Annotated in this window: 23 protein-coding genes and 2 tRNA genes; 17 read left to right on the forward strand and 8 right to left on the reverse strand. The window is 35.5% G+C overall.

Features of this window, described 5'->3' with window-relative positions; translation table 11 throughout:
• Nucleotides 1-322: 322 nt before the first annotated feature.
• Nucleotides 323-1,396 (reverse strand): transporter substrate-binding domain-containing protein, encoded by a 1,074-nt coding sequence (locus RBU60_RS12415; RefSeq protein ID WP_308865374.1) that lies wholly within the window; start codon nucleotides 1,394-1,396, stop codon nucleotides 323-325.
• A gap of 267 nt (nucleotides 1,397-1,663) precedes the next feature.
• Between RBU60_RS12415 and RBU60_RS12420 the strand changes: the two genes are divergently transcribed.
• From RBU60_RS12420 to RBU60_RS12450, 8 genes are all read left to right on the forward strand, one after another.
• Nucleotides 1,664-2,542: an alpha/beta fold hydrolase gene (locus RBU60_RS12420; RefSeq protein WP_308865375.1), complete on the forward strand. Its 879-nt coding sequence runs from the start codon at nucleotides 1,664-1,666 to the stop codon at nucleotides 2,540-2,542.
• Nucleotides 2,535-3,032 carry an RNA polymerase sigma factor gene (locus tag RBU60_RS12425; RefSeq protein ID WP_308865376.1) on the forward strand — a complete coding sequence of 166 codons (498 nt, stop codon included), beginning with the start codon at nucleotides 2,535-2,537 and terminating at the stop codon, nucleotides 3,030-3,032. Before RBU60_RS12420 ends, RBU60_RS12425 begins: the two co-directional genes overlap by 8 nt.
• Nucleotides 3,032-3,607: a hypothetical protein gene (locus RBU60_RS12430; protein ID WP_308865377.1), complete on the forward strand. Its 576-nt coding sequence runs from the start codon at nucleotides 3,032-3,034 to the stop codon at nucleotides 3,605-3,607. The genes RBU60_RS12425 and RBU60_RS12430 overlap by 1 nt, the downstream gene beginning before the upstream one ends.
• Nucleotides 3,608-3,742: 135 nt before the next feature.
• Nucleotides 3,743-4,234, forward strand: coding sequence for a nuclear transport factor 2 family protein (locus RBU60_RS12435; protein WP_308865378.1), 492 nt, complete (start codon nucleotides 3,743-3,745; stop codon nucleotides 4,232-4,234).
• A 66-nt stretch (nucleotides 4,235-4,300) separates the two neighbouring features.
• Nucleotides 4,301-4,480, forward strand: a complete 180-nt coding sequence (locus RBU60_RS14150; protein ID WP_328517251.1) for a VOC family protein — start codon at nucleotides 4,301-4,303, stop codon at nucleotides 4,478-4,480.
• A complete protein-coding gene (locus RBU60_RS12440; protein WP_308865379.1) occupies nucleotides 4,440-4,649 on the forward strand; it encodes a VOC family protein in 210 nt (69 codons plus the stop codon). Before RBU60_RS14150 ends, RBU60_RS12440 begins: the two co-directional genes overlap by 41 nt.
• Nucleotides 4,650-5,462: 813 nt before the next feature.
• On the forward strand, nucleotides 5,463-5,987 hold the full coding sequence (locus tag RBU60_RS12445) for a sigma-70 family RNA polymerase sigma factor (RefSeq protein ID WP_308865380.1): 525 nt from the start codon (nucleotides 5,463-5,465) through the stop codon (nucleotides 5,985-5,987).
• 131 nt (nucleotides 5,988-6,118) lie between these two features.
• On the forward strand, nucleotides 6,119-6,418 hold the full coding sequence (locus tag RBU60_RS12450) for a hypothetical protein (protein ID WP_308865381.1): 300 nt from the start codon (nucleotides 6,119-6,121) through the stop codon (nucleotides 6,416-6,418).
• A 155-nt stretch (nucleotides 6,419-6,573) separates the two neighbouring features.
• Here RBU60_RS12450 and RBU60_RS12455 read toward each other — a convergent pair.
• From RBU60_RS12455 to mutS, 3 genes are all read right to left on the reverse strand, one after another.
• Nucleotides 6,574-6,657: transfer RNA gene (locus tag RBU60_RS12455), tRNA-Leu, on the reverse strand.
• Between the two features lie 43 nt (nucleotides 6,658-6,700).
• A tRNA-Gly gene (locus tag RBU60_RS12460) sits at nucleotides 6,701-6,773 on the reverse strand.
• Between the two features lie 86 nt (nucleotides 6,774-6,859).
• Nucleotides 6,860-9,451 carry a DNA mismatch repair protein MutS gene (gene mutS, locus RBU60_RS12465; RefSeq protein WP_308865395.1) on the reverse strand — a complete coding sequence of 864 codons (2,592 nt, stop codon included), beginning with the start codon at nucleotides 9,449-9,451 and terminating at the stop codon, nucleotides 6,860-6,862.
• A 306-nt stretch (nucleotides 9,452-9,757) separates the two neighbouring features.
• On the opposite strand from mutS, the gene RBU60_RS12470 reads away from it, so the two are divergent.
• Complete coding sequence (locus RBU60_RS12470; RefSeq protein ID WP_308865382.1) at nucleotides 9,758-10,294, forward strand: RNA methyltransferase; 537 nt, start codon at nucleotides 9,758-9,760, stop codon at nucleotides 10,292-10,294.
• Between the two features lie 204 nt (nucleotides 10,295-10,498).
• On the opposite strand, the gene RBU60_RS12475 is transcribed toward RBU60_RS12470, so the two are convergent.
• From RBU60_RS12475 to folK, 3 genes are all read right to left on the reverse strand, one after another.
• The gene (locus RBU60_RS12475) at nucleotides 10,499-10,786 is read right to left on the reverse strand and encodes a hypothetical protein (RefSeq protein ID WP_308865383.1); all 288 of its coding nucleotides are present in this window, start codon (nucleotides 10,784-10,786) and stop codon (nucleotides 10,499-10,501) included.
• A 68-nt stretch (nucleotides 10,787-10,854) separates the two neighbouring features.
• On the reverse strand, nucleotides 10,855-11,349 hold the full coding sequence (locus RBU60_RS12480) for a MepB family protein (protein WP_308865384.1): 495 nt from the start codon (nucleotides 11,347-11,349) through the stop codon (nucleotides 10,855-10,857).
• Between the two features lie 205 nt (nucleotides 11,350-11,554).
• Entirely contained in the window at nucleotides 11,555-12,673 is a 1,119-nt protein-coding gene (gene folK, locus RBU60_RS12485; RefSeq protein WP_308865385.1) for a 2-amino-4-hydroxy-6-hydroxymethyldihydropteridine diphosphokinase, read from the reverse strand.
• Between the two features lie 103 nt (nucleotides 12,674-12,776).
• Here folK and RBU60_RS12490 point away from each other — a divergent pair, with 103 nt between their 5' ends.
• The 4 genes from RBU60_RS12490 (at nucleotide 12,777) to rpsU (ending at nucleotide 17,406) form a co-directional block, all read left to right on the forward strand.
• On the forward strand, nucleotides 12,777-13,466 hold the full coding sequence (locus RBU60_RS12490) for a queuosine precursor transporter (RefSeq protein ID WP_308865386.1): 690 nt from the start codon (nucleotides 12,777-12,779) through the stop codon (nucleotides 13,464-13,466).
• Nucleotides 13,467-13,468: 2 nt separating this feature from the next.
• Nucleotides 13,469-16,147: an AsmA family protein gene (locus RBU60_RS12495; protein ID WP_308865387.1), complete on the forward strand. Its 2,679-nt coding sequence runs from the start codon at nucleotides 13,469-13,471 to the stop codon at nucleotides 16,145-16,147.
• A gap of 54 nt (nucleotides 16,148-16,201) precedes the next feature.
• Nucleotides 16,202-17,065, forward strand: a complete 864-nt coding sequence (locus tag RBU60_RS12500; protein WP_308865388.1) for a sigma-70 family RNA polymerase sigma factor — start codon at nucleotides 16,202-16,204, stop codon at nucleotides 17,063-17,065.
• 146 nt (nucleotides 17,066-17,211) lie between these two features.
• Nucleotides 17,212-17,406, forward strand: coding sequence for a 30S ribosomal protein S21 (gene rpsU, locus RBU60_RS12505; protein ID WP_308865389.1), 195 nt, complete (start codon nucleotides 17,212-17,214; stop codon nucleotides 17,404-17,406).
• A 423-nt stretch (nucleotides 17,407-17,829) separates the two neighbouring features.
• Here rpsU and RBU60_RS12510 read toward each other — a convergent pair whose 3' ends face one another.
• A complete protein-coding gene (locus RBU60_RS12510; RefSeq protein ID WP_308865390.1) occupies nucleotides 17,830-18,621 on the reverse strand; it encodes a DUF2797 domain-containing protein in 792 nt (263 codons plus the stop codon).
• A 90-nt stretch (nucleotides 18,622-18,711) separates the two neighbouring features.
• On the opposite strand from RBU60_RS12510, the gene RBU60_RS12515 reads away from it, so the two are divergent.
• From RBU60_RS12515 to RBU60_RS12530, 4 genes are all read left to right on the forward strand, one after another.
• Nucleotides 18,712-20,232: a GH3 auxin-responsive promoter family protein gene (locus tag RBU60_RS12515; RefSeq protein ID WP_308865391.1), complete on the forward strand. Its 1,521-nt coding sequence runs from the start codon at nucleotides 18,712-18,714 to the stop codon at nucleotides 20,230-20,232.
• A gap of 89 nt (nucleotides 20,233-20,321) precedes the next feature.
• Nucleotides 20,322-20,558 (forward strand): hypothetical protein, encoded by a 237-nt coding sequence (locus RBU60_RS12520; RefSeq protein WP_308865392.1) that lies wholly within the window; start codon nucleotides 20,322-20,324, stop codon nucleotides 20,556-20,558.
• On the forward strand, nucleotides 20,540-20,836 hold the full coding sequence (locus RBU60_RS12525; RefSeq protein WP_308865393.1) for a type II toxin-antitoxin system RelE/ParE family toxin: 297 nt from the start codon (nucleotides 20,540-20,542) through the stop codon (nucleotides 20,834-20,836). The genes RBU60_RS12520 and RBU60_RS12525 overlap by 19 nt, the downstream gene beginning before the upstream one ends.
• A 259-nt stretch (nucleotides 20,837-21,095) precedes the next feature.
• Nucleotides 21,096-22,868: a T9SS type A sorting domain-containing protein gene (locus RBU60_RS12530; RefSeq protein ID WP_308865394.1), complete on the forward strand. Its 1,773-nt coding sequence runs from the start codon at nucleotides 21,096-21,098 to the stop codon at nucleotides 22,866-22,868.
• The last annotated feature ends 131 nt before the right edge of the window (nucleotides 22,869-22,999 follow it).

Below are 22,999 nucleotides of genomic sequence, written 5' to 3' on the forward strand. Positions count from 1 at the left end.
TTTCTTCTGGTACCCACTCTTTTCTGATGTTTTCATATACACCCGGTTTTTGTGTATCGCTATTTTAGGACGGGACACCTTGATAAATTAAAAAATCGTTTCTTTAAAAGAAAGGATTTTTTTGTTTTACACAGAAGTTGCGTTTATTACTTGAATCTAGCAAATCTTAGAGTTGTACTTGCTTAATTGTTGTAAAATCTATTAAACTATCACGCTAAGCTTGTCGAAGCCTCTCTGATAATGGCCTATTTCAAAAGCTTAGATTAACATTTTGCTTGAAATAATCTATTTTTTATAGCTTATTTCTATTAAAAAAATAGTTTTAATTATAGTTTTTCATCAATCTACTCCATTCCATCGTTTTCATCGCACTAATTAAAACGGGATCTACTTGGTCTATCAAATCTGAGTCTTTAGGGAAACTGTAACTAAAATAATCCTTTTTCAAGGTTTTTTCTAACACCTGAATATCATCTTGCAGGTTTTGCTGCTCAATCTCATAATTTAAAATAGGCAAGTCATAAATAAGCAAATCATCGGGGTGATTTAATAAGTATGCTATTCCGCTAACGCCATCTTTCACTTCTTCGTGTTTAATCTTATACAAGTTTAGAAACTCCTGCGAACTCGAACTTCTTACAGAAACTACATTAAAACGATCCAACTCTGCGACCGAGCTAATCTCGTTATTGATACTTTCTACGGTCAAAGCCGAAGCAATACTCGCCGTTAAACTAGAAATAATAATAACGGCCATAAACATCCATATTAAAGCGATGATTCTTCCGCCCGTAGTTCTTGGGGATCTATCTCCGTAACCCACCGTGGTCATGGTGACGGCACTCCACCAAAAGCCTTCTTTTACTCCGCTAAAACCTTCTCCGCCAAATTCTTTTGCGTTTTTCTTACGCTCAAAAAGCCAGACTAAGAAACCGAAAATAAAAATCACTCCGATCAAGATTAATAAAGCCGAAATAAACTTCCAACTCCATAAATTCTTGACGACCGCCCAGGCGTTAGACTTTTTGATTTGTGCAATGGCCGTTTGAGAGATAAAATAAGGCTGCGAAAAGTTGATGTTTTCCATGCGCTTATCAGTTACCGTGATGGGATTCACACTAAAGTCTACCTCCCCTTTTTCTACGGCCAGTAATAAATCGGCCAACGACTCATATTCTTTATATTCATAATCCCAACCTAATTGTTGGTTCACCATTTCCCAAGACTCTATACTGAGTCCAGAAACTCCTTGCGCAGATTTCTCTACAAAAGGAGGCGTTTCTGTGATTCCAATGCTGTACTTTTTGGGAGAAGAAGAAATGGAGTCTTGAGCTTTTAATTGAAAACTTAACAACGTGATTAAGCAAACTAAGCCTAACTTCATAGATTTCATCATAACTATTCTTTATTTTGGCCAAATTTAGAAAAATTATTCTATTTCTGAAGAAGCTCATCCGCTAAACGGAAAAAAGCCAAGGTAGAGTCACAAAAAATGTATAGCAGTGTAATATTAATGAGATTTATCATGTCATATTGAGCGGAACTAGAATGAAGAAAGATGAAAATTGTAAAGAAAATGGCGTAAATTTAAAAGTAAGGAGCTAAAAAGTGTAATAAAACTACCAGTTTCTAATCTAAAGAGTAAACCATAGAAACAATTAGCATGAAAAACACCATCTTATTATTAGCCGTTCTCTTTTTTCAAAGTAACATGTATGGCCAGAGTCAAGAATCCTCCTATCCCTTTGAGGTAAAGATAGAAGGAAAGGGAGATCCTATTATTCTTATTCCAGGTTTAGCGAGTTCTGGAGAAGTATGGAACCAAACTCTAGAGGCTCTTCAAAACCATTACCAATGTCACATCTTAACTCTAGCAGGCTTCAATACACAAGAGCCTATAAATTTGGAGAAAGGCTTTTTGCCAGTCATACAAGAAGGCATCAAAAAGTATATTCAGCAAGAACTAACACAAAGACCTATACTCATAGGTCATAGTCTAGGTGGTTTTCTCTCTATGTCATTAGCAAGTGAAGATTCTAAAATGCTCAAAAAAATAATTATTGTTGACTCCTACCCTTTTATATCGGCTGCATTTAACCCCAATGCTACAGAAGAAAGTAGTATTCCTCAAGCCAAAATGATAAAAAAAATGATTCTTTCTACTGCTGATAGTACTTTCGCGGAACAGCAAAAAGTGACTATGGCCACGATGATGAAGGATTCCCAAAAGATTAAAATAGCCACAACATGGTCTTTAAATTCTTCTAGGAAAACGATTGCGCAAGCTATGTATGAGCTTATGACCACCGATTTAAGAGAGAAGATTTCTCAGATAAAGATTCCGGTTTTGGTGTTAGGCAGTTGGTATGCCGCAAAAGATTACGGCGTTACCAAAGAGATGATTCAAAGTAACTATGAGAGGCAGTTTCAGGGAGTTTCTTCCGTAAAGATTAAAATAGCCCCTACTGCCAAACATTTTATTATGTGGGATGAGCCCAATTGGTTTTACAAAGAAATAAAAGTGTTCATGAATCATGAATAATAAAGAGCATTATTTCACGCAAGTGTATGAGCAAAACAAAGATAAAATCTATCGCTTGTGCTTAGGATTTACAGGGAATGCATGTGATGCTAATGATTTGCGTCAGGAAATATTAATCAAAATTTGGAACAATTTAAACTCCTTTAAAGGAGAGAGCCAAATCTCTACATGGATTTACAGAATAGCCACCAACACAGCCATTCTTTATTCCAAACGAAAGGGAAAATTCGACACTAAATTTCCGCGCTTAAAACCCAATATTGAGGGAGTAGCCACGCAGGAAGAAGATTTATCTTCTCGAGAAAAGGAAATCAATCAGCTTTATACAACTATCGCCTCTTTAAAAGAAATGGACCGAATCCTTATGGGGTTGCTACTGGAAGAAAACAGCTACAAAGAGATTTCAGACATTACGGGCTTAAGTATGTCTAATGTTGGCGTAAGAATTAATCGGATTAAAAAGAAATTAAACAAAAAATTAAACTCATAATGGAACAAGATATTTCTAATTGGAAAAACCTATGGGAGGAGAAAAAATCTAGTCCGCTTGATGTAAGAACACTCATTAATCGACTCACTAGTGTGGAAAAGAAAAACAAAAAGGAAAGAATTTTCTTGGGTATTTCCTTTCCCATAACGGTATTAATTCTTCTCCTCTTCTTACCCATTTCCCAAAGCTATTACTATTTGACCGCAATAATTTGCATAGGTTTAGGCATGCTTCTTATTCTTTGGCAGCTTTACAAAAGTAAACTAAAACCTAATACGCACGAAGGAGACTTAAGTAATCAAAATTATATTGCAGCTACGATTAAAAGTTTAAAGAAGAAGAAGTTGATCACCTCAAAATACATGTGGATGTATACTTTTTTACTCTTATTAGGCTTAAACACGGGGTATATTGAACTATTACAGCAACTAACTATTCCCATGAGAATATTAATTCATGTACTTTTGACTTTAAGCATTCTCATTTTTATGTATGTAGGAATAAAAAAACGCATGCTAAAGAATAAGAAAGAGATTGAGCCACTCATAGATGAACTAGAAGAATTAACCTTATAGACGATATGAAAATTTCAAAATTAATTATTTTTATCAAATTGTATTCTCTAACAAACTGATTTATACATAAATTGATAAGTCTAGCTCAGTTCTATAGTTACATTTAAGAAGTTCAAAATAAACTTTACAAAAAAAATGAAAAAAATTATCATCTTACTACTTATTGGAATCCCCTCTTCTTGTGAAACTAAAATAAATTCAGAAACAAAGAAAAGTGTGGATCTTACCGAAACTCAGAAGCAAGCAGATATCGATTCCGTAAAGGGTTTAGTAACCCATTCATTTCAAGATATATTCTCCAATTTGGATTCGACTGCAGTTTCCAAGTATTATACAACCGACTTTATTCTCCTAGAAAATGGAGCGGTGTGGAACAATGATTCTATTCTTCACTACACGACAAAAAACACGATGAAAAAACAAGGTATTAAGAGGTTGAATAGGTTTGAGTATGTAAAATCTGTACATAATAAAAACTCCATTTGGTTGGCTTATGATAATTATGCTGCTTTTGTAAAAGGAAAGGACACGCTTGGGCGAGCGCATTGGATGGAAAGCGTGATTGCGGTAAAAGAAGATCAAACATGGAAGCTCCAGCAGTTACATTCTACCATCGTTAGGGATTAATAAAATAAGCTAAGCATATGAAATATTCCTACATCATACTTTATTGTAGAGAATGTTGTCAAGACTATAGAGTTCTACGAGAAAGCATTCGGGTTTAAATCTAAATTTATCCCTCCCGAAAAAGATTACGAAGAATTGATTTCTGGAGAAACGACGATTGCTTTTGCTTCCACAGCATTAGCAAATTCAAATTTAAAAGGGCGGTTTGAAACAAGTAAAAAATTCTGGAAAACCATTTGGAATTGAATTGGCTTTTACCTCAGAAAATGTAGAGAAAGATTTTCAAAACGCCATCAAGGCGCGAGCTACCGAATTTGAAAGCTTAACTCAAAAACCTTGGGGGCAAAAAGTAGGATATCTGTTGGATAACAACGACTTTCTCATTGAAATCTGTTCTCCAATGAAATCGGAATAAGAGCGAGCACAAAAATATTTTTATGCTGTAAAAGAGACTAAACTAGAATCAGATATAGACTTTGCGAAAAGAAGTGAAGATAAAGAGAATCAATTCTATGCTAGTATAACTTCAGATCCAGCTTTAAATAAAGAGAAGTTTAAATTTATATTTCTTAAGTTTAACAGTGAAGATTCAAAAGATGAAGCCGAAGAATTTATCGATTCAGAAAATCATTTTAGTATAGAAAAGATCCATAATATAGATGTTTATGATTCTCCAGAAGCTTTGCTTGAGGAAATTTTAAAATCTGCTCCATTACCCAGAAAAATAGGACCATAATTTACAAACAATAAGCTAAAGTATTCCTGCCTCTTAATTTCCTATTAAAAAAGTCGAAAAAAATGTATCTTTTTAAAGGTTTTCCAGTCTACTTGATGAACCCTAAAAAATTAAACTTATGAATACTTGTAAATGCACCAATTGTGACTGTACTAAATGTAACTGCAAAAATTGCGCAACCAGCAATTGTCCTTGTGAGAAATGCCAATGTGACAAATGTGATTGCTGTTAATTCTAATAAAGCTTAGTTTAAAAATAGTCGTGTCCGACTAAGATGTTAGACTGCTGCCCGTCCTTACCGGACTGGCGCTTTTAGATAATAGAAGTTAGATTTAATTTCAGAATTATTAGCCGAATGTAAAAAAATAAACTGTAATTCTATTCATGCTTTATTTCTCACTTTTCTTACTTTCAGTACTTAGACTGCTATCATCTTTAAAATTTTAACCTGACACTAATGGTTTATAAACTAAGCTTTATCTACTTTTGACTATGGAAACTCAAAAAATATGGAATAATTTTAATGAGGAGCTGTATTTTTTCATTCTAAAAAAGTTGAAAAATAAAAATGCTGCTCAAGATATTTTTCAAAATACCTTCCTAAAGATACATAAAAACATCCCTCAGCTTAAAGACGAAGAAAAAGCAAGAGCATGGGTTTTTCAAATTGCCAGAAATGAAGTCAACAATTACTTCCGTGAAGAATCTGTTTATGTAGAGAAATTCCATATTACGAAGGAAGCTGCCCCACAACAACAAAAACACTTTTGCTGTTTTGATAAATTTATAAATGAATTACCCCAAATTTACGGAGAGGTCATCGAATTGGTTTATATAGAAGGAAAGAAACAGAAGGAAGTAGCGACACATTTAAGCATTAGCCTTGAAAATGTAAAGGCAAGAATTAGAAGAGCGAAAAGCATTTTAAAGAAAAGATTTAATGAATGTTGCAAGTATGAAATTGATAAAAACGGAGATCTAACCGGGGAATCAAATTGCGCTATCTGCGAAAGCTAGACCAAAAAGTTAACTGCAAACGAAACTATAAACTAGTTTAAAAAGTTCAAACCCTTTTATTTTAAACTTACAGAAGAGCTACATATTCATCCTGGATATTTTTTTAAGGTTAACGAGGGAGTACTATTATTGTGGGCCCCTTTAACGGTAAATTAGCCGAACTTAGTTTTTTCAGAATCAAGAATGAAAATGGAACATTATTAAATGATACATACAATTTAGCCAATAACGAGTTGCTCGTTCAAAGAGATTTTCAATATGATAGTACTCCTCAAATTTTAATGACTGCGATAGACGGAACAATCACTATTTCTGGATCAGAAAATGAAACTAACATATTTTTTGACGATGTGATTTTTGAGAATAATCTTGACTTCACTGGTACAAATAGAGTTACAATTAGAGGTACTTTAACAGGGAAATTACCTTAATAACAGCTAAATATAGCTATATATTTAACCAATTTTTATAACAACATAAATCCATATACCATAAAATTAAACACCCTTATTGCTTCTACTGCGTACAAATAAAGACCTTAAAACCAAAAAAACCTTGAAAATCAGAAGATTAACAAGGTTTTAAGTACTCGGGACGGGACTTGAACCCGTACGAACTAATGTTCATTGGATTTTAAGTCCAACGTGTCTACCAATTCCACCACCCGAGCTAATATGTTTTTATAAGAGTATATAAATAACTAGTAGACTCTGAGCGAAAAACGGGATTCGAACCCGCGACCTCCACCTTGGCAAGGTGGCGCTCTACCAGCTGAGCTATTTTCGCGTAATCTGTTTAAGAACGTGCAACCGTGATTGCGGTGGCAAATTTAATCCTTTTTTTAGTTTAGCAAAACAAAATCATAAGAAAATTTATTTTTTTTCTTCCTTAAGCTGCTTCCCTCCTAACATTCTTTTAATCTCATTTAATTTCATCAAAGCTTCCACCGGCGTAAGTGTATCAATATCAATATGTAATATATCCTCTTTTATTTCTTCTAATAAAGGATCATCCAACTTAAAAAAACTAAGTTGAGGTTCTTTTTCCGTAGCTTTTTTTACCTGACTGCTCAGCGCATCTTCTCCGTGTGACTTTTCTAATTTCTTTAAGATTTTATGTGCCCTATGCAATACCTGCTGTGGCATTCCTGCCATCTTAGCCACATGAATACCAAAACTATGTTCGCTACCTCCAGGAGTAAGCTTTCGCAGAAACAACACATTGTCTTTTAACTCTTTTACCGAAACGTTGTAATTTTTAATTCGGGGAAAGCTTTGCGTCATCTCATTCAACTCGTGGTAGTGCGTCGCAAATAAGGTTTTTGCCCTAGAAGGATGCTCGTGTAAATATTCGCTAATCGCCCAAGCGATAGAAATCCCGTCATAGGTGCTCGTTCCCCGCCCAATCTCATCCAATAAAATAAGACTTCGCTCAGAGAGGTTGTTCAAAATATTCGCCGTCTCATTCATCTCTACCATAAATGTAGATTCTCCCAACGAAATATTGTCGCTCGCTCCCACCCGAGTAAAAATTTTATCTACCAATCCTATTTGTGCGGCTTTTGCAGGTACAAAACTTCCCATTTGCGCCAACAATACGATTAAGGCTGTTTGTCGCAATATAGCCGACTTACCACTCATATTAGGACCCGTAATCATAATGATTTGTTGCTCCTCTCGGTCTAAATGAACGTTATTAGAAACATACAATTCGCCTACAGGCAATTGCTTTTCAATCACGGGATGCCGTCCTTCTTCAATATGCAAATCGTGTCCTAAATTGATGGAAGGCTCATTATAATCGTCTTCTAAAGCCAATTGTGCAAAACTCTGCAAGCAATCTAAACGCGCCACCAAGGAAGCGTTCTTTTGAATCGCCTCTATATAATCGGCCATCCAAAGCACCAGTTTGTGAAAAATCTCTTGCTCTAAAGCATAAATTTTCTCTTCGGCACCCAAAATTTTGGCTTCGTATTCTTTTAATTCTTCGGTGATGTAACGCTCTGCATTCACCAAGGTTTGCTTTCTCACCCACTCTGCGGGCACTTTATCTTTATGCGAATTTCGCACCTCTATATAATATCCAAACACATTATTGCTGGCTATTTTTAAGCTTGTAATTCCAGTAGCTTCCACCTCTCGCTTCAGCATCTTATCCAAGTAATCTTTGCCCGAAAATGCCAAACCTCTTAATTCATCCAACTCCTCAGAAAAACCGGTGGCAATGGCATTTCCTTTATTGATGTTTACGGGAGCTTCCTCGTGTAAACTCTCCTCTATTTTTTTCCGAAGCAAATCACACCCATGTAAATTTTCTGAAATTACCTGCAAGGCCTCTTCTTCGCTTGACGCAGATAGCCCCTTAATAGGAATAATGGCATCTAAAGATTTTTTTAGCTGCACCACTTCCCGCGGACTAATTTTTTGGGTAGCGACCTTAGAAATTAAGCGTTCTAAATCTCCTATTTTATTGATATGTTCTTGAATTTCTGTTCGCTGCTGCGGATTTTTCATAAAATACTTCACCACAGCGTGTCTCGCTTCAATCTTCTCTTTATTCTTTAACGGAAGCGCCAACCAACGTTTTAATAAGCGACCTCCCATCGCCGAAAGCGTCTTGTCTATCACATCTAAAAGCGTCACCGCTTGCTGTGCATTTCCTTGATAAAGCTCTAAATTCCGAATCGTAAAACGATCCATCCACACATATTCCTCTTCGGCAATTCGTGACAAAGACGTAATATGCTGTAATTTTTTATGCTGTGTTTCTGCCAAATAGTGTAAAACCGCACCAGAGGCAATCACTCCTTCAGGCAAACGCTCTACGCCAAAACCTTTAAGGTTCTTGGTTTCAAAATGATGGGTTAGGGTTTCCTGAGCATAATCGGGTTGAAAAACCCAATCTTCCAAGTAAAAAGTATGAAAATTTTCTCCCCACAATTCCGTAAAGTTTTTTCTATATTTCTTCGGAATCAAGACTTCACTCGGCTGAAAGTTTTGCAACAGCTTATCGATATGTTCTGCATTCCCTTGAGCGGTTAAAAACTCTCCCGTAGAAACATCTAAAAATGAAATTCCGAAAAGCTTTTTTCCAAATTGCACCGCCGCCAAAAAGTTGTTGCTCTTGCTATGCAGCACCTCATCGTTTAAAGAAACTCCTGGCGTCACCAATTCGGTTACACCTCGTTTTACAATTTTCTTGGTCTGTTTGGGATCTTCCAATTGATCGCAAATCGCCACGCGTTGCCCCGCCTTCACCAATTTAGGCAAGTATGTATTTAACGAATGATGTGGAAAACCCGCCAACTCTAGCTTTTCTCCCCCATTATTTCTATTGGTAAGCACGATGTTTAAAATTCGGGCTGCTTTAATCGCATCTTCCCCAAAAGTTTCGTAAAAATCACCCACTCTAAACAGCAACATCGCATCGGGATATTTGGTCTTAATGCTGTTGTACTGTTTCATTAACGGGGTTACCTTGGGAGCTTTTTTTGCAGTCAAAATCTATCTTTTTTAATCGAACAGTAAAAATACGTTTTTTAATGAGGAGTTAAAAAATAAGCCTTAAGAATTCATTACGCTTCATGGTTTTATATTTGGGCGTTGCCTGCGGCCGGGCCTGCCCGTACCGCTAGGGCGGGCATTTCGCTTTTACGCTTCGGTTCGCTACCGCTCCCTGCAGGGTAACTGCTGCAATCCCTAACGCAAAAACTATAAAAGTTAGGTGTTTACATTCTTCCCGATGCCAAAAATAATTTTACTTTTGCACCTATGAAAAACCGAAAATTAAAAAACAGTGAGCTCGATAGAAAATCTATTGACGCTTTTAAGGAAGCAAAAAAAACGCCCATCATTGTGGTGTTAGACAACATTAGAAGCCTTAATAATATAGGTTCTGTCTTTAGAACCGCCGACGCATTTTTAATTGAAAAAGTTTTTCTTTGCGGCATTACCGCCACTCCGCCTCACAAAGACATTCAAAAAACCGCTTTGGGCGCCACCGATACCGTAATTTGGGAACACTGCGAAAAAACCGAAGACGTCATCAAAAATCTTCAAGAAAACGGAGTCAAAATTTTAAGTATCGAACAAGCCGAAGACGCAGTAATGCTCCAAGATTTTACACCCCAAAAAGACACAACCTACGCTATTGTTTTTGGCAATGAAGTAAAAGGGGTGCAACAAAGCATCGTATCGATGAGCGATGAAGTGATTGAAATTCCGCAATACGGAAGCAAACATTCCCTCAATATTTCAGTAAGTGCTGGCGTGGTCATGTGGGATTTATTTGCCAAGATGAAAGCTTAGGTTGATGTGGTAATGTGGTAATTTGGTAATTTGAAGATGTGTCAATGAGCTGATTTGAAAGTGACCCAATGCGTTAGTTTGAAGATGGAATCCGGCGGCTGAGTGATTTTTGAAAAAAATTGTATCGAAGCCTCATGCGGATGATGTGGTGATTTGATAATGAGCTAATTTGATAATTTGAAGATGAAACCTAATCTCAAATCTTTACAAGTAAAAAAGTATTAACACGATAAATAAAAATCCGAAAGCTAAGAAAGTCCAGAATACAAAAGCTTGCTTCTTATTTCTTCTGTTCGCTTTGGTTCTAATTCTGCATTTAATTTGATTTACTTTCTTTTCTGGATAGGTTTTTAGAAAAGGATTCGGTTTTAAGCTAGTTTTGTGAAGGTATCTGCTGTTTTCTTTAAATTTATTTTTACGGGAACCGCGCAAAGCTCTATTCTGCTTAATACGGTTAATCATATCAAAAACGTGACCTGCGCCCCAACTCATTCTTAAAAAATTCTACGTAAAATTAATTTAAATTTTTGATTCCTACAAGTCGAGTAACTTTCAAAACATTATCTATTCTTATACAATTCCGTTACCTTATTAAAGTTGGTGGAAGTCTTGATTTCATAAAAATATTCCAACTGCCATTGTTGAGTACGCTTGGCTTGTTTGCTTAGTACCAAATCCCAAATGGGATACACGCGGAAAGCTCTTTTTCCTTCTTTCTTTGGGGTGGAGATAATTCCCCTCTTTACCAACACTGATTTTGGAAATACAAACTGCCCAAACTTATTTTCGGTTCGTACATTCACCACATAAAAATCGATAAGATCTGAGACTTCGAAAGGTGCAATAGTACCGCCTTCATTTCGTTTCCAAAAAGTCACGAACTGCCCTACTTTTTTTGGCGTTAACTTCGCACTTCTACACAAGACCTTCTTTCCGTTTAGTTTAAATCGGGAAGCATCATATTCTTTGCTTTCTGGCTCGAGTTCAAAGTTTATAATCTCAAGACCGCATACCTCGTAAACTTCTTTTTTAATCTGACTTAAGTTCTTATTCATGGGTTGATGTGTTAATTTGAAAATGTGCCAATGTGTTTATTTGAAAATGAAATCCGGCGGCTGAGTGATTTTCTAGAGAAAATTGTATCGAAGTCCCAAGCAGTTGTTGTGATGATTTGAAAATGAGCTAATTTGGTAAGTTGAAACGATAAGATTCCTCCTACGTCGGAATGACAGTTCAATTTAAAATCCTCCATAGAAATCCTTATGATTCCTGAATACTACGAAGTACTTGCACATAATCCTCTCGACTATTGACAAAATCTAAATGTGTAATATCAATAATTTTCACATGGAGGTGATGCTGATTTTTAATAAAGTTAAGATAACCTTTATTGATGTTTTCTAAGTAATCTGCTGGGATTTCCTGTTCGTAACTTCTGCCTCGTTTTTTTATATTTTCTAATAAACGCTCTGTGCTTTGGTAGAGGTAGACATACAAATCTGGCTTTGCCAAATCTTTGTACATAATCTGAAAAAGCTTCTTATAGAGATTAAATTCTTCCTCTTGCAAGGTTACTTCCGCAAAAATCAAGGATTTATAGACATCATAATCGGCTACCATAAAATCGGCAAACAAATCATATTGCGAAATGTCATCTAGCAATTGCTGGTAACGATCAGCTAAAAAAGACATTTCTAAAGAAAATGCATAACGCTGTTGGTCTTTATAGAATTTGGGTAGAAAGGGGTTGTCTTTAAAACGCTCGCAAATGAGTTTTGCCTTGTAATCTTGAGCAATCATCGTGGCGAGACTTGTTTTTCCCGCACCTATATTTCCTTCAATCGCAATGTATCTAAACTGCTGAAAATTTAAAGTTTCTAGTTTTAATTCTGCTGAAGCAATTTTAATTCCGCTGGAAGCTAGTTCTGTTTTTAACTGAGTTATACTTTTGTGAAACTGAGGATGAATGCTTTCTGGAGCAATTTCCGCTAAGGGAAAAAGTACAAAATCTCTTTTATGCAAATGCGGATGAGGAACTTGTAAGTCTTTTAACTCGATGATTTCAATTCCGTAAAGAAGAATGTCTAAATCTAAGCTTCGGTCTTCATAGCCGTTGGTAGCGCGCTGCCTCCCGTTAACCTTTTCTATTTCTTGCAAAAAAACGAGTACTTTTTGAGCAGAAAACCTAGTATTTACGGCCACGCATGCATTAAAAAAATCTTGTCCGTTAAACCCAAAGGCGGGAGTTTCATAAATAGAAGAAATCTCTACCACCTCCCCTATTTTTTGCTGAATACTATCTACAGCCGTTTGTAAATGCCGTAACTTATCGCCTTGATTGCTCCCCAAGCCAATGTATGTAAGTGCTGATTTTTTCAAAAATTTAACAAAATAGGTTCTACAATTTCACAGCAAATTAAGCAAAACAAATTTACATACTCCTAAATTTGCAGCCTAGAAATATTAACAAATTTAGATTTAATTGGAAGTCAGCAAAAAGTTATTGGCCTATAGGGTATATTTTATTTTAGGCGCATTATTTATATCGGCTTTAGTAGCTTCTAACTTAATCTTTAAAAAGTTTTTCTTTTGGGATTTTTTTGGAATGTATCATTTTGAAATTTCGGTAGGGATTTTACCTTACCCCATCACTTTTTTAATCACCGACCTGATTAGTGAAATTTATGGAAAGAAAAAGGCCAACCAAGTGGTTATCGCAGGTATTTTTGCTTCTTTGTTCTCGTTACTCATTGTTTTTACAGCTTCAGTAGTTCCGGCAACAACTTGGTCTCCCATAGGCGACGATTTATTTAACACTGTTTTTGGCTCTACCACAATTGCTGTATTTGCCTCTATGGCGGCCTATTTATTGGCGCAATTTATAGACATTCAACTTTATCATTTTTGGAAGAAATTAACCAAAGGAAAACATTTATGGCTTCGGAATAATTTTTCTACCTTCTTGTCTCAATTTGTAGATACATTTGTGGTACTACTATTGCTATGTAGTTTCAAGGAAATAGAATGGAAGTTATTTAGTACCTTATTGTTAAGTGGCTTTTTATTTAAAGTTTTAATTGCGCTGCTAGACACTCCTTTTTTATATTTAGGCGTATATATTTTTAGAAAGAAATTTAATTTAGATCAAACTCAAGAATTAAGCATTGATTAACTATGAAGAAAGCATTAAAAATAATCGGGATTATCTTAGTGGTATTTATTCTCCTCGTTTTCTTGGCACCTGTACTTTTTAAAGGCCCCATTGAAAGATCGATTAAGAAATCTATCAACAACAATGTTAACGCCACGGTAAGTTGGGAAGAGCTTGATTTAAGCTTATACAAAAGCTTTCCTGACGCTTTGGTAACTTTAAAAAACCTAAGCGTGGTGAATAAAGAACCTTTTGCCGGAGACACCTTAGCCTCTGGAGAAGAGATCAAATTGAGTATGGACATCCCCCAGCTTTTTAAAAGCGGAGATGAACCCCTTAGCATCAACGAGCTTATTTTAAATAGAGCTTACATCAATGTGAAAGTAGATCCTCTAGGAAATGCCAATTACGATATTGCTAAAGAAAGTGCTTCTACAACACAAGATACGACTTCTGCTGATGGCGGACTATCACTAGACGTGCAGCATTACGAGATTAACGACACACGAATTAACTACTTGGATGAATCAAGTAAAATGTACCTAAGACTTTCTGAGTTTAACCATCAAGGAACCGGAGATTTTTCGGCTTCTACCACCACGCTTAATACCAAATCTGAAGGACTTATCTCTTTTGAAATGGATAGCGTGAACTACCTTAAAAATCATAAATTAAAACTAGATGCCGATTTTGAGCTGAACCTAGAAAATCAGAAATATACGTTCTTAGAGAACGAAGCTTACATCAATCAGCTGCCGTTAACCTTTAACGGCTTTGTAAAGATAAATGAAACTAATAACGAGATCGATTTAACTTTTAAAACCCCGTCTTCAGACTTTAAAAACTTCTTGGCGGTAATCCCTGAAACTTATGCTAAAAACTTAGACGGCGTAGATACTACTGGAGATTTTATGCTTAACGGAATGATTAAAGGAATGGTTGATGAAACGCATATTCCTACCTTAGATATTTCGGTGAAAAGTGACAATGCTTCCTTTAAGTTTGCAGATTTACCCAAACGTGTAGAAAATATTCACATGGATGCGGTACTTAAAAATGAAACCGGACTTATAGCTGACACTTACCTAAATTTAGACAAGCTTAACTTTCAAATAGATCAGGATGTATTTTCTGCTAAAGGAAACTTTAAAAACCTTACCGAAAATATGTTGGTGAATCTTGCCGTTAACGGAACCTTAAATTTGGCCAACCTTAAACAAGCTTATCCTTTAGATTTAGATATGGATCTTAATGGGATTTTAAAAGCCAACATTACCACCAATTTTGATATGAATTCTATCGAGAAAGAACGCTATCAAAATGTGAAAAGTAACGGAAAAGCCAGTATTACCAACTTTAAATATATTTCTCCAGAGATTCCTAACGACGTAAATATTGCTAAGGCAAGTCTTAACTTTAATACGACCAAAGTAACGCTAGACGAAATGCAAATCAGCTCTGGGCAAACAGATGCCAATGTTTCGGGCTCTTTAGAGAATCTAATGGGGTATATGTTTTCAGATCAAGATTTAAAGGGGAGGTTTAATGTACAATCTAATACGTTCTCCTTAAATGATTTCATGATCGCTTCCGCGGAAGCGAAACCCGAAGCCTCTAAAAAAGGAAAAGCCGCTCCCGCAACCAAAGATGAAGCCATAAAAATACCTTCTTTCTTAGATGCACGTCTAGACTTTACCACAAATAAAATATTATACGACGACCTTACCCTGAATAATGCAAAAGGAACCTTGATCATTAAAGATGAAACCGCGAGGTTAGAAAATATCACTTCCAATATTTTTGGAGGTAATATCGCGATTAACGGAAACGTTTCTACCAAAAATGCTACTCCTACTTTTGACATGAATTTAGGCCTAAAGAGTATTGATATTGTGCAATCTTTTAACGGTTTAGAGATTATTCAAAGTTTAGCGCCCATAGCCAAAGCATTACAAGGGAATTTAAACACGACGCTTAACCTTAAAGGAAATTTAAACAATGACCTTACCCCTATTATTGCGAGTTTAGCAGGAGATGCTTTTGCACAAATTTTAGACGCTAAAGTTGACAGCGAAAAAATGCCCTTATTGTCAAAACTTAACGGAAAACTAAACTTTATTAATCTAGACAGCCTTGGTTTAAAAGACCTACAAACCAACTTAACCTTTAGCGACGGTAACATTAATTTAAAGCCATTTGATTTTAACGTTAAAGGCATTAAGATTACCGCTGGCGGTTCGCATAGTTTTGATAATGTGATGAACTATAATTTAGATTTAAATATTCCTGCAAAATATTTAGGATCTGAAGTAGGTGGCCAATTGGCAAAATTAAGTGCCACCGAATTAGAAACTATGAACGTGAATCTACCTATTGGCTTAACCGGTTCTTTTGACAGTCCCAACATAAAAGTCAACACCAAGCAAGCCATACAAGAACTAACACAACATATTATTGAAGTTCAAAAAGACAAGGCCATTGAGAGCACGAAAGACAAGATAAAAGACTACATCAACAAGAATAAAAACCAAGAAGAGGAGGGCAATACAACGACTCAAGACAGCACTAAAACTCAAGAAAACGACAAAGAACCACTAACGAAAGAGGAGAAAGAAAAAGACCGAGAAGACAAAATTAAAGAAGCAGCAGGGAACGCTCTTAAAGATCTTTTTGGAAAGGGAAAAGATAAAGATAAAAAATAAAAACACCTTGGTTATCAGTTTTTTGCTAACTTACATCAAAAACAGTTTTGCGCTATGAGACAACTTAAAATTACCAAGCAAGTCACCAATAGAGAGTCGGTTTCTTTAGATAAATACTTGCAGGATATTGGTAAAGTAGACTTAATTACTGCAGAGGAAGAAGTAGAGCTGGCACAAAAAATTAGAGAAGGAGATCAAGTGGCTTTAGATAAGTTAACTACTGCGAACCTTCGTTTTGTAGTTTCTGTGTCTAAACAATACCAAAATCAAGGACTTACCCTACCCGATCTCATTAATGAGGGAAATGTGGGTTTGGTTAAAGCTGCTAAAAGATTTGATGAGACTCGTGGCTTTAAATTTATCTCTTACGCCGTATGGTGGATTCGTCAATCTATTTTACAGGCTTTAGCAGAACAGTCTCGAATTGTTCGCTTACCGCTGAATAAAATTGGATCTATTAATAAAATCAACAAAGCTTTTTCTCATTTAGAACAAACCAATCAGCGTCCTCCTACTCCAGAAGAAATTGCTAAAGAATTAGACCTTAGCATTAGCATCGTAAGACAATCTTTAAGAAACTCAGGAAGACATTTATCTATGGATGCGCCGCTTAGGGAAGGGGAAACTTCTAGTTTATATGATGTGGTAAATCATACCGATTCTCCCAATCCAGATCAAGCTTTAATTCACGATTCTCTAACCATTGAGATTAGTAGAGCTTTAGACACCTTATCTCCCAGAGAAGCTGATGTGATTAGGTTGTTTTATGGACTAGGAAATCATCAGGCTATGAGCTTAGAAGAAATAGGAGATACCTTTGGTCTTACTCGGGAACGCGTGAGACAAATTAGGGAAAAAGGAATCAGGAAATTGAAAGATTCTTCCAAGAATAAAATGTTAAGAAATTTTCTTGGCTAAATCTTTTTAAAATATATTTTTTTGCTTCGTTTATAGATAATTATTTATATATTTGCACCTCAATTTTCACAGACCTGTTTGGTTGTTATGAAATTGAAATGGTACACGATGTATCCTTATGAATTTTAAAATTAAAAAAACACTATATGCTAATTGTAAAAGTAAAAGACGGTGAGAAGATAGAACGTGCTTTAAAACGTTTAAAAAGAAAGTATCGTGATACTAAGACTCTTCAGAAATTGAGAGACAACAAACATTTCACAAAACCATCTGTGGAAAAAAGAAGACAGCTTCAAAAAGCGTCTTATATTCAGCATTTAAGAGATCAAGAAGATATATAAGCTTTCGCTTATTTTGATATAAAAAAAGGTTCGATATCACTATCGAGCCTTTTTTTTGCATGCTAGGAATCAATTGAGGTTTCCTAAAATCTCTGCTAGTTTAATGCAGAAGTAAACTCATCCTATCCCCAGCCCTTTCCAGAGGAAAGAGAGCAAAAATCCTAATGGATTAACTTGCTCCTAACCTCCAACAATTCAATTTCTCTATTTTGCAAAAAACTGCTTGTATTTACTAATGTAGAAACTTCAAAATCTGTCATTCCGACGAAGGAGGAATGGCACTCTCTCTTGTAAAAAACCTGTTTGTCTTTGTTACTAGCGTGTCGAAACTTACGATTTGTGTCTTCAATACAATTTTCCATCGAAAATCACTCAGCCACCACACTCCATTTTCTTTCCAAACTGATATTTTAGAAAATTCAGTTATACTTTTAGCTCGATATAAAAACCTGCATTGTTACGTACGTTAAAAACCCTATCGTCTTCAAATAATAAATATTGTCCCTTAACGCCTTTTAAAACACCCGTATATTCTCGGCTTTTCTCAATATTTAAACTTTTTAGTTTTTTGGGATAACGCAGTACCGGGAAATTGATTTCGGTTTCTTTATTGTTTTTTAAAATATAAGGTTCTACCTCTTCCGGTAAGAATTGTAACAACTCGTTTCTCTTTTCTTCCAAACTTACATCTTCAATCTCATTCTTCAGCATAGTTCGCCAATTGGTTTTATCGGCTACGTGATCTTTTAAAGCCACTTCAGCAATTCCGGCGAGGTAACGGTTAGGAACTTCTAAAATTTCTAAAGCTTCGTGTGCGCCTTGATCTATCCAACGCGTAGGTACTTGTGTTTTTCTTGTCACCCCCACTTTTACATTACTGGAGTTGGCCAAATAAACAATGTGCGGCTGCAATTGTACTTTCTTCTCGTATTCCAAATTTCTATCTTCTTGCTCTAAATGGGCTGTACTTAATTCGGGTTTCATAATCCAATCTCCAGCTTGCGGAATCTCATAAAAGCAATCGTAACAGAAACCCTGTCTAAAGATTTTTTTATCTTTTCCGCAGTTTAAACATTGGTATTTTAAAAAAGAAAGACTTATTTTTTGATTTAAAAGTTGATTCACATGTAGAAAATCGTTTTCAAAAACCATGTAATACTGAACTTCCTCTTTTAATTCGGTAGGCATTTTTTTTAATACTCCTTCAAACAACATATTTTGTAAATTTTCACTAAGAAAGGGACGCTATCCACTTTTAAGTTTTATTTTTATAACTTTCATTAAAGGTTTAAATATACACGATTAATGCCAATCCCCATTGTAAATTCGATTGCTTCCTGGTTCTTAAAGAAAAGAATTCATCAAATGGAACTTTTCATAAAGTACCCTCATGAAGTTCAGGGTGAGATCTTGCATCAGCTCATTGATACGTCAAAAGACACGCTTATTGGTCAGAAATATGACTTTGCAAGTATTCGCAATTACAGAACTTTTACCCAGAGAGTGCCCATCCAAACCTATGAGGAATTTGAACCTCTAATCGAACGAAGCCGAAGAGGAGAAAACAATATTTTTTGGCCCACGCCCATTAAATGGTTTGCGAAATCTAGCGGAACCACCAATGCCAAAAGTAAGTTTGTGCCCGTGAGCCCCGAGTCTTTAGAGAATTGTCACTATGCGGCGAGTAAAGATTTGCTCTGTCTGTATTTAAACAATAATGAAAATTCACAATTATTTACGGGTAAAAGTTTACGCTTAGGCGGAAGTAAAGAATTATATAGAAAAAACGGAACTGTCTTTGGCGATTTATCGGCTATTTTGATAGATAATATGCCTTTTTGGGCGACTTACAGCTCTACGCCCAACAATGAAATTTCGTTGATGAGCGATTTTGAAGCCAAAATGCAAGCCGTTGTCAAAACCACTATACAAGAAAATGTGACCAGCCTTGCCGGAGTTCCTTCGTGGATGTTGGTGCTACTCAATAATGTGATGCAATACACGCAAAAAGCAAGCTTACAGGAAGTATGGCCAGATTTGGAAGTGTATTTTCACGGGGGTGTGAGTTTTGAACCTTACCGAGATCAATACCATAAATTAATCACTAAACCCGACTTTAAGTATTATGAAACCTACAATGCTTCGGAAGGATTTTTTGCCGTTCAGGATAGAAATCACAGCAAAGAACTTTTACTCATGTTAGATTATGGAATCTTCTATGAATTTATCCCGATGGATGTTTATGGTTCTAGCGAAGAAGAAGCAATTCCGCTTAGCGAAGTAGAAATAGGAATCAATTACGCCATTATTATTACCACCAATGCCGGACTATGGCGTTATAAGATAGGCGATACCGTTAGGTTCACTTCTACCCATCCTTACCGGATTAAAGTCACCGGAAGAACCAAGCACCACATTAATGTGTTTGGAGAAGAACTGATTATAGAAAACGCCGAAGAAGCGCTAAAAAAAGCCACTCTACTTACAAGTTCTGAGATAATAGATTATACCGCGGGCCCTGTTTTTATGGAAGACAAAAAGAAAGGCGCTCACGAATGGATCATTGAGTTTAAGACGCCGCCCAAAAACCTTCAAGAATTTGAGCGTTGTCTAGATGAATCTTTGCAATCCCTTAACAGCGATTATGAAGCCAAAAGGAAAAATAATGTCACCTTAAATAGGTTACAAGTGCATATTGCTAAACACCACTTATTTTACACCTGGTCTAAGAAAAACAATAAGCTTGGCGGACAACACAAAATCCCCAGACTTTCTAATAAACGAGATTATTTAGAGGAGTTGTTGCAAATTAATAGAGATATTTAGATTTAAAACAACAAACATAAAATGCAAACGAAGAATTAGAGAATTGAATTAAAATCATTATTTTTGATAAATGCCAAAATTGAATTCCTATGGATATGACTGCTCAAATAAAAAAAAACTTGATTTCAAGAATTAAGGATTCTAAAGATTTGAAATTCTTAAAAGCTCTGCAGACTATATTTGACACCTCTGAACAGGCTCTATATCCCTTATCTCCCGAGCAAGAACGTTCTATCTCAAAGGGTAGAAAACAAATAAAGAATGGTCAGTTTTCAAGTAATGAATCTGTAATTTCCGAGACCAGAGAATGGCTCAAAAAGAAATAATTTGGTCAGATCTAGCTAAATCAGAATTACAAGATACTCTTGAATTTTACCTCCAGAGGAATAAATCTCCTTCCTATAGTTTAAAACTTCTTAAAGAAATAGAAGATTTATTAAAAACGCTATCAAAAAGTGAGTTTATTGGGCGATTAACCGTAAATAAAAAAACACGCGTAATACCAATGAATGTCTATCTAATCTTTTATGAAATTAAAAAAGATACTATCGAAATAGTCTCTTTTTGGGATAACAGACAAGACAACAATAACATCACTACTTAATAAGTTACGCTTACTTAAATCACTTACAATAAAGAAAGTATCAATAAAACTAAAGATGGTCTTTAGTTAAGACAAGTAGAGCGTAGAAAAAATAATAACATTAATGAAATCTTAGGACAATAGTATAAAAATGATTGTGTTGATTAATTTTTCGAATCTATTTATTGCAGTGATAAACTATAAAATTTGCTTTTAATTAAGTAATTAAGTAATTAAGTAATTAAGTAAATTGTAAATTAATATTTTAAAAATTAACATCATGAAGAATATCTTCTTTTTTATAAGCTTGCTTTTTTGCTTCCATGCTGGATTTTCCCAAGATTTTGATGCGTATGATAAAAATTGGGCAACCTATTTTGGAGGACAAGGAACACGCTTTACCACTAGTGTTATAGATAGTGAAGGCAATCTTATCGCAATGGCTAATATTCTTGGCGATGTAAGCTCTATTCTTGAGGATGAAGAGTACTACAATCAATTTATCACTACACAAGACCCTCAATTTACCTACAATTCTAATCTTGCCACTGGTTTTAATGATCAAACTCTGGTGGCTAAATTTTCACCAGAGGGCGATTTGTTAAAGGCCGTGTATTTACCTTTTTATGTTTATAAAATCAACATAGATGCAAACGACCATATTTTTATCTCTGGTTTTTCTGAGGAAAGCGGTTTGGGAACTCCAGATGCTTGGTTTCCTAATCCTCACGATGAATTGGTAAATCTTTTTGATAAAACTATCTTAGCCAAACTCAACCTAGATTTTTCTACCCAATGGTTAACATACACGCCAACAAATGGGGCCGTATTTGATTTTGCTTTAGATGATGATGGTAATTTTTACGGGGTATCATATACTAATATCCAAACGGGTATTACAACCCCCAATACTTTTCAGCCCAATTTTATGGTCCAAGAAAATAGTGAAGAACAGCGTAATGGATACTTCTTTAAATTGAATCATCTTGGGGAGCTTCAATGGGCTTCCTATTATGGGTTTACAACACCTGGATCTCTAGCTTATGATGGCAATGCAGAAATTATTGGTTCTTTTAAAGCTCCTGTACTTGCGCAATATGAAGATTATTACCTTACTGCGGATGCCTACCAACAAACCCCTACCCAACAAGTAATTTCTAAATTTAATACCAATACTGGGCAGCGTAGTTACAGCACCTATTTAGATGACACCCTGCTCATAACAAGTTTTACATTTTACAACAATTTTATTTATTGTTCTGCCTATGTCTTTAACACACTCATAGATGATAATTTAATAAGTCCAGATGCCTACCAAACTTCGCACGGTGGTATGTTAGATGTGTATTTAGGGAAGTTTACAAGTAGATTTACCCCAATTTGGGGAACCTATATGGGTGGTTCTGAAATTGATTACAATAATTTAGAGTCGGAAGAAATAAGGGTAAAGAATGACGCTATATACATAACAGGTATTACTGGCTCAAATGGCTTTATCAATAGCACCAATACCTACCAAAGTACCCTCGCTGGGAGTAGCGATATCTTTATGATGAAATTTTCACTAGATGGAGAATTAACTTGGGGCAGTTATTTCGGCGGTAATGAAGGTGAGAATTATAGCAGTATCTCTGTAGTTAACGATAGTATATTTTATTTGGTGGGTGATACCTTTAGTTTAGAAAATATCTCTACGCCAGAAAGCCACCAAGAAGAGGTGAATTTTCATCCTTCTACTACATCTGGGTATAATATGGGGAATGGCTATATTGCTAAATTTGGCCCAGAGGAAGGCTTATCTATTGGTGATGTGCTCTGGAAAGATGATTTTAGCGTTTACCCTAATCCGTCTATTGGTAAAGTCAATATTGTAGGAAATAGTCAAACTCCCATAGAATATATAGAGGTGTTTTCGGCTACAGGAAAAACAGTATTAGAAAAAGAAGTGAGCAATCTAGAAGAACATCAATTAGACCTGAGTTTTTTAGCGAAGGGAGTTTATTTTCTTAAAGTGAACCATGCAGCTTCAGCGAAGAAGTTGATTTTAAAATAATCATTTAAATTGTTAACACAAGACAAGCAGTAAAAAATACTCCTCTAAATAAGATTGTAAGCTTCCCCAAAATTAGGACAAATAGAAGTTATAATTAATTTTAAATTTGTCAACTATGAAACAAAGTAAAT

The sequence above is a fragment of the Mesonia profundi genome, from assembly GCF_031085155.1.
In the GTDB taxonomy this organism is placed as follows: domain Bacteria; phylum Bacteroidota; class Bacteroidia; order Flavobacteriales; family Flavobacteriaceae; genus Mesonia; species Mesonia profundi.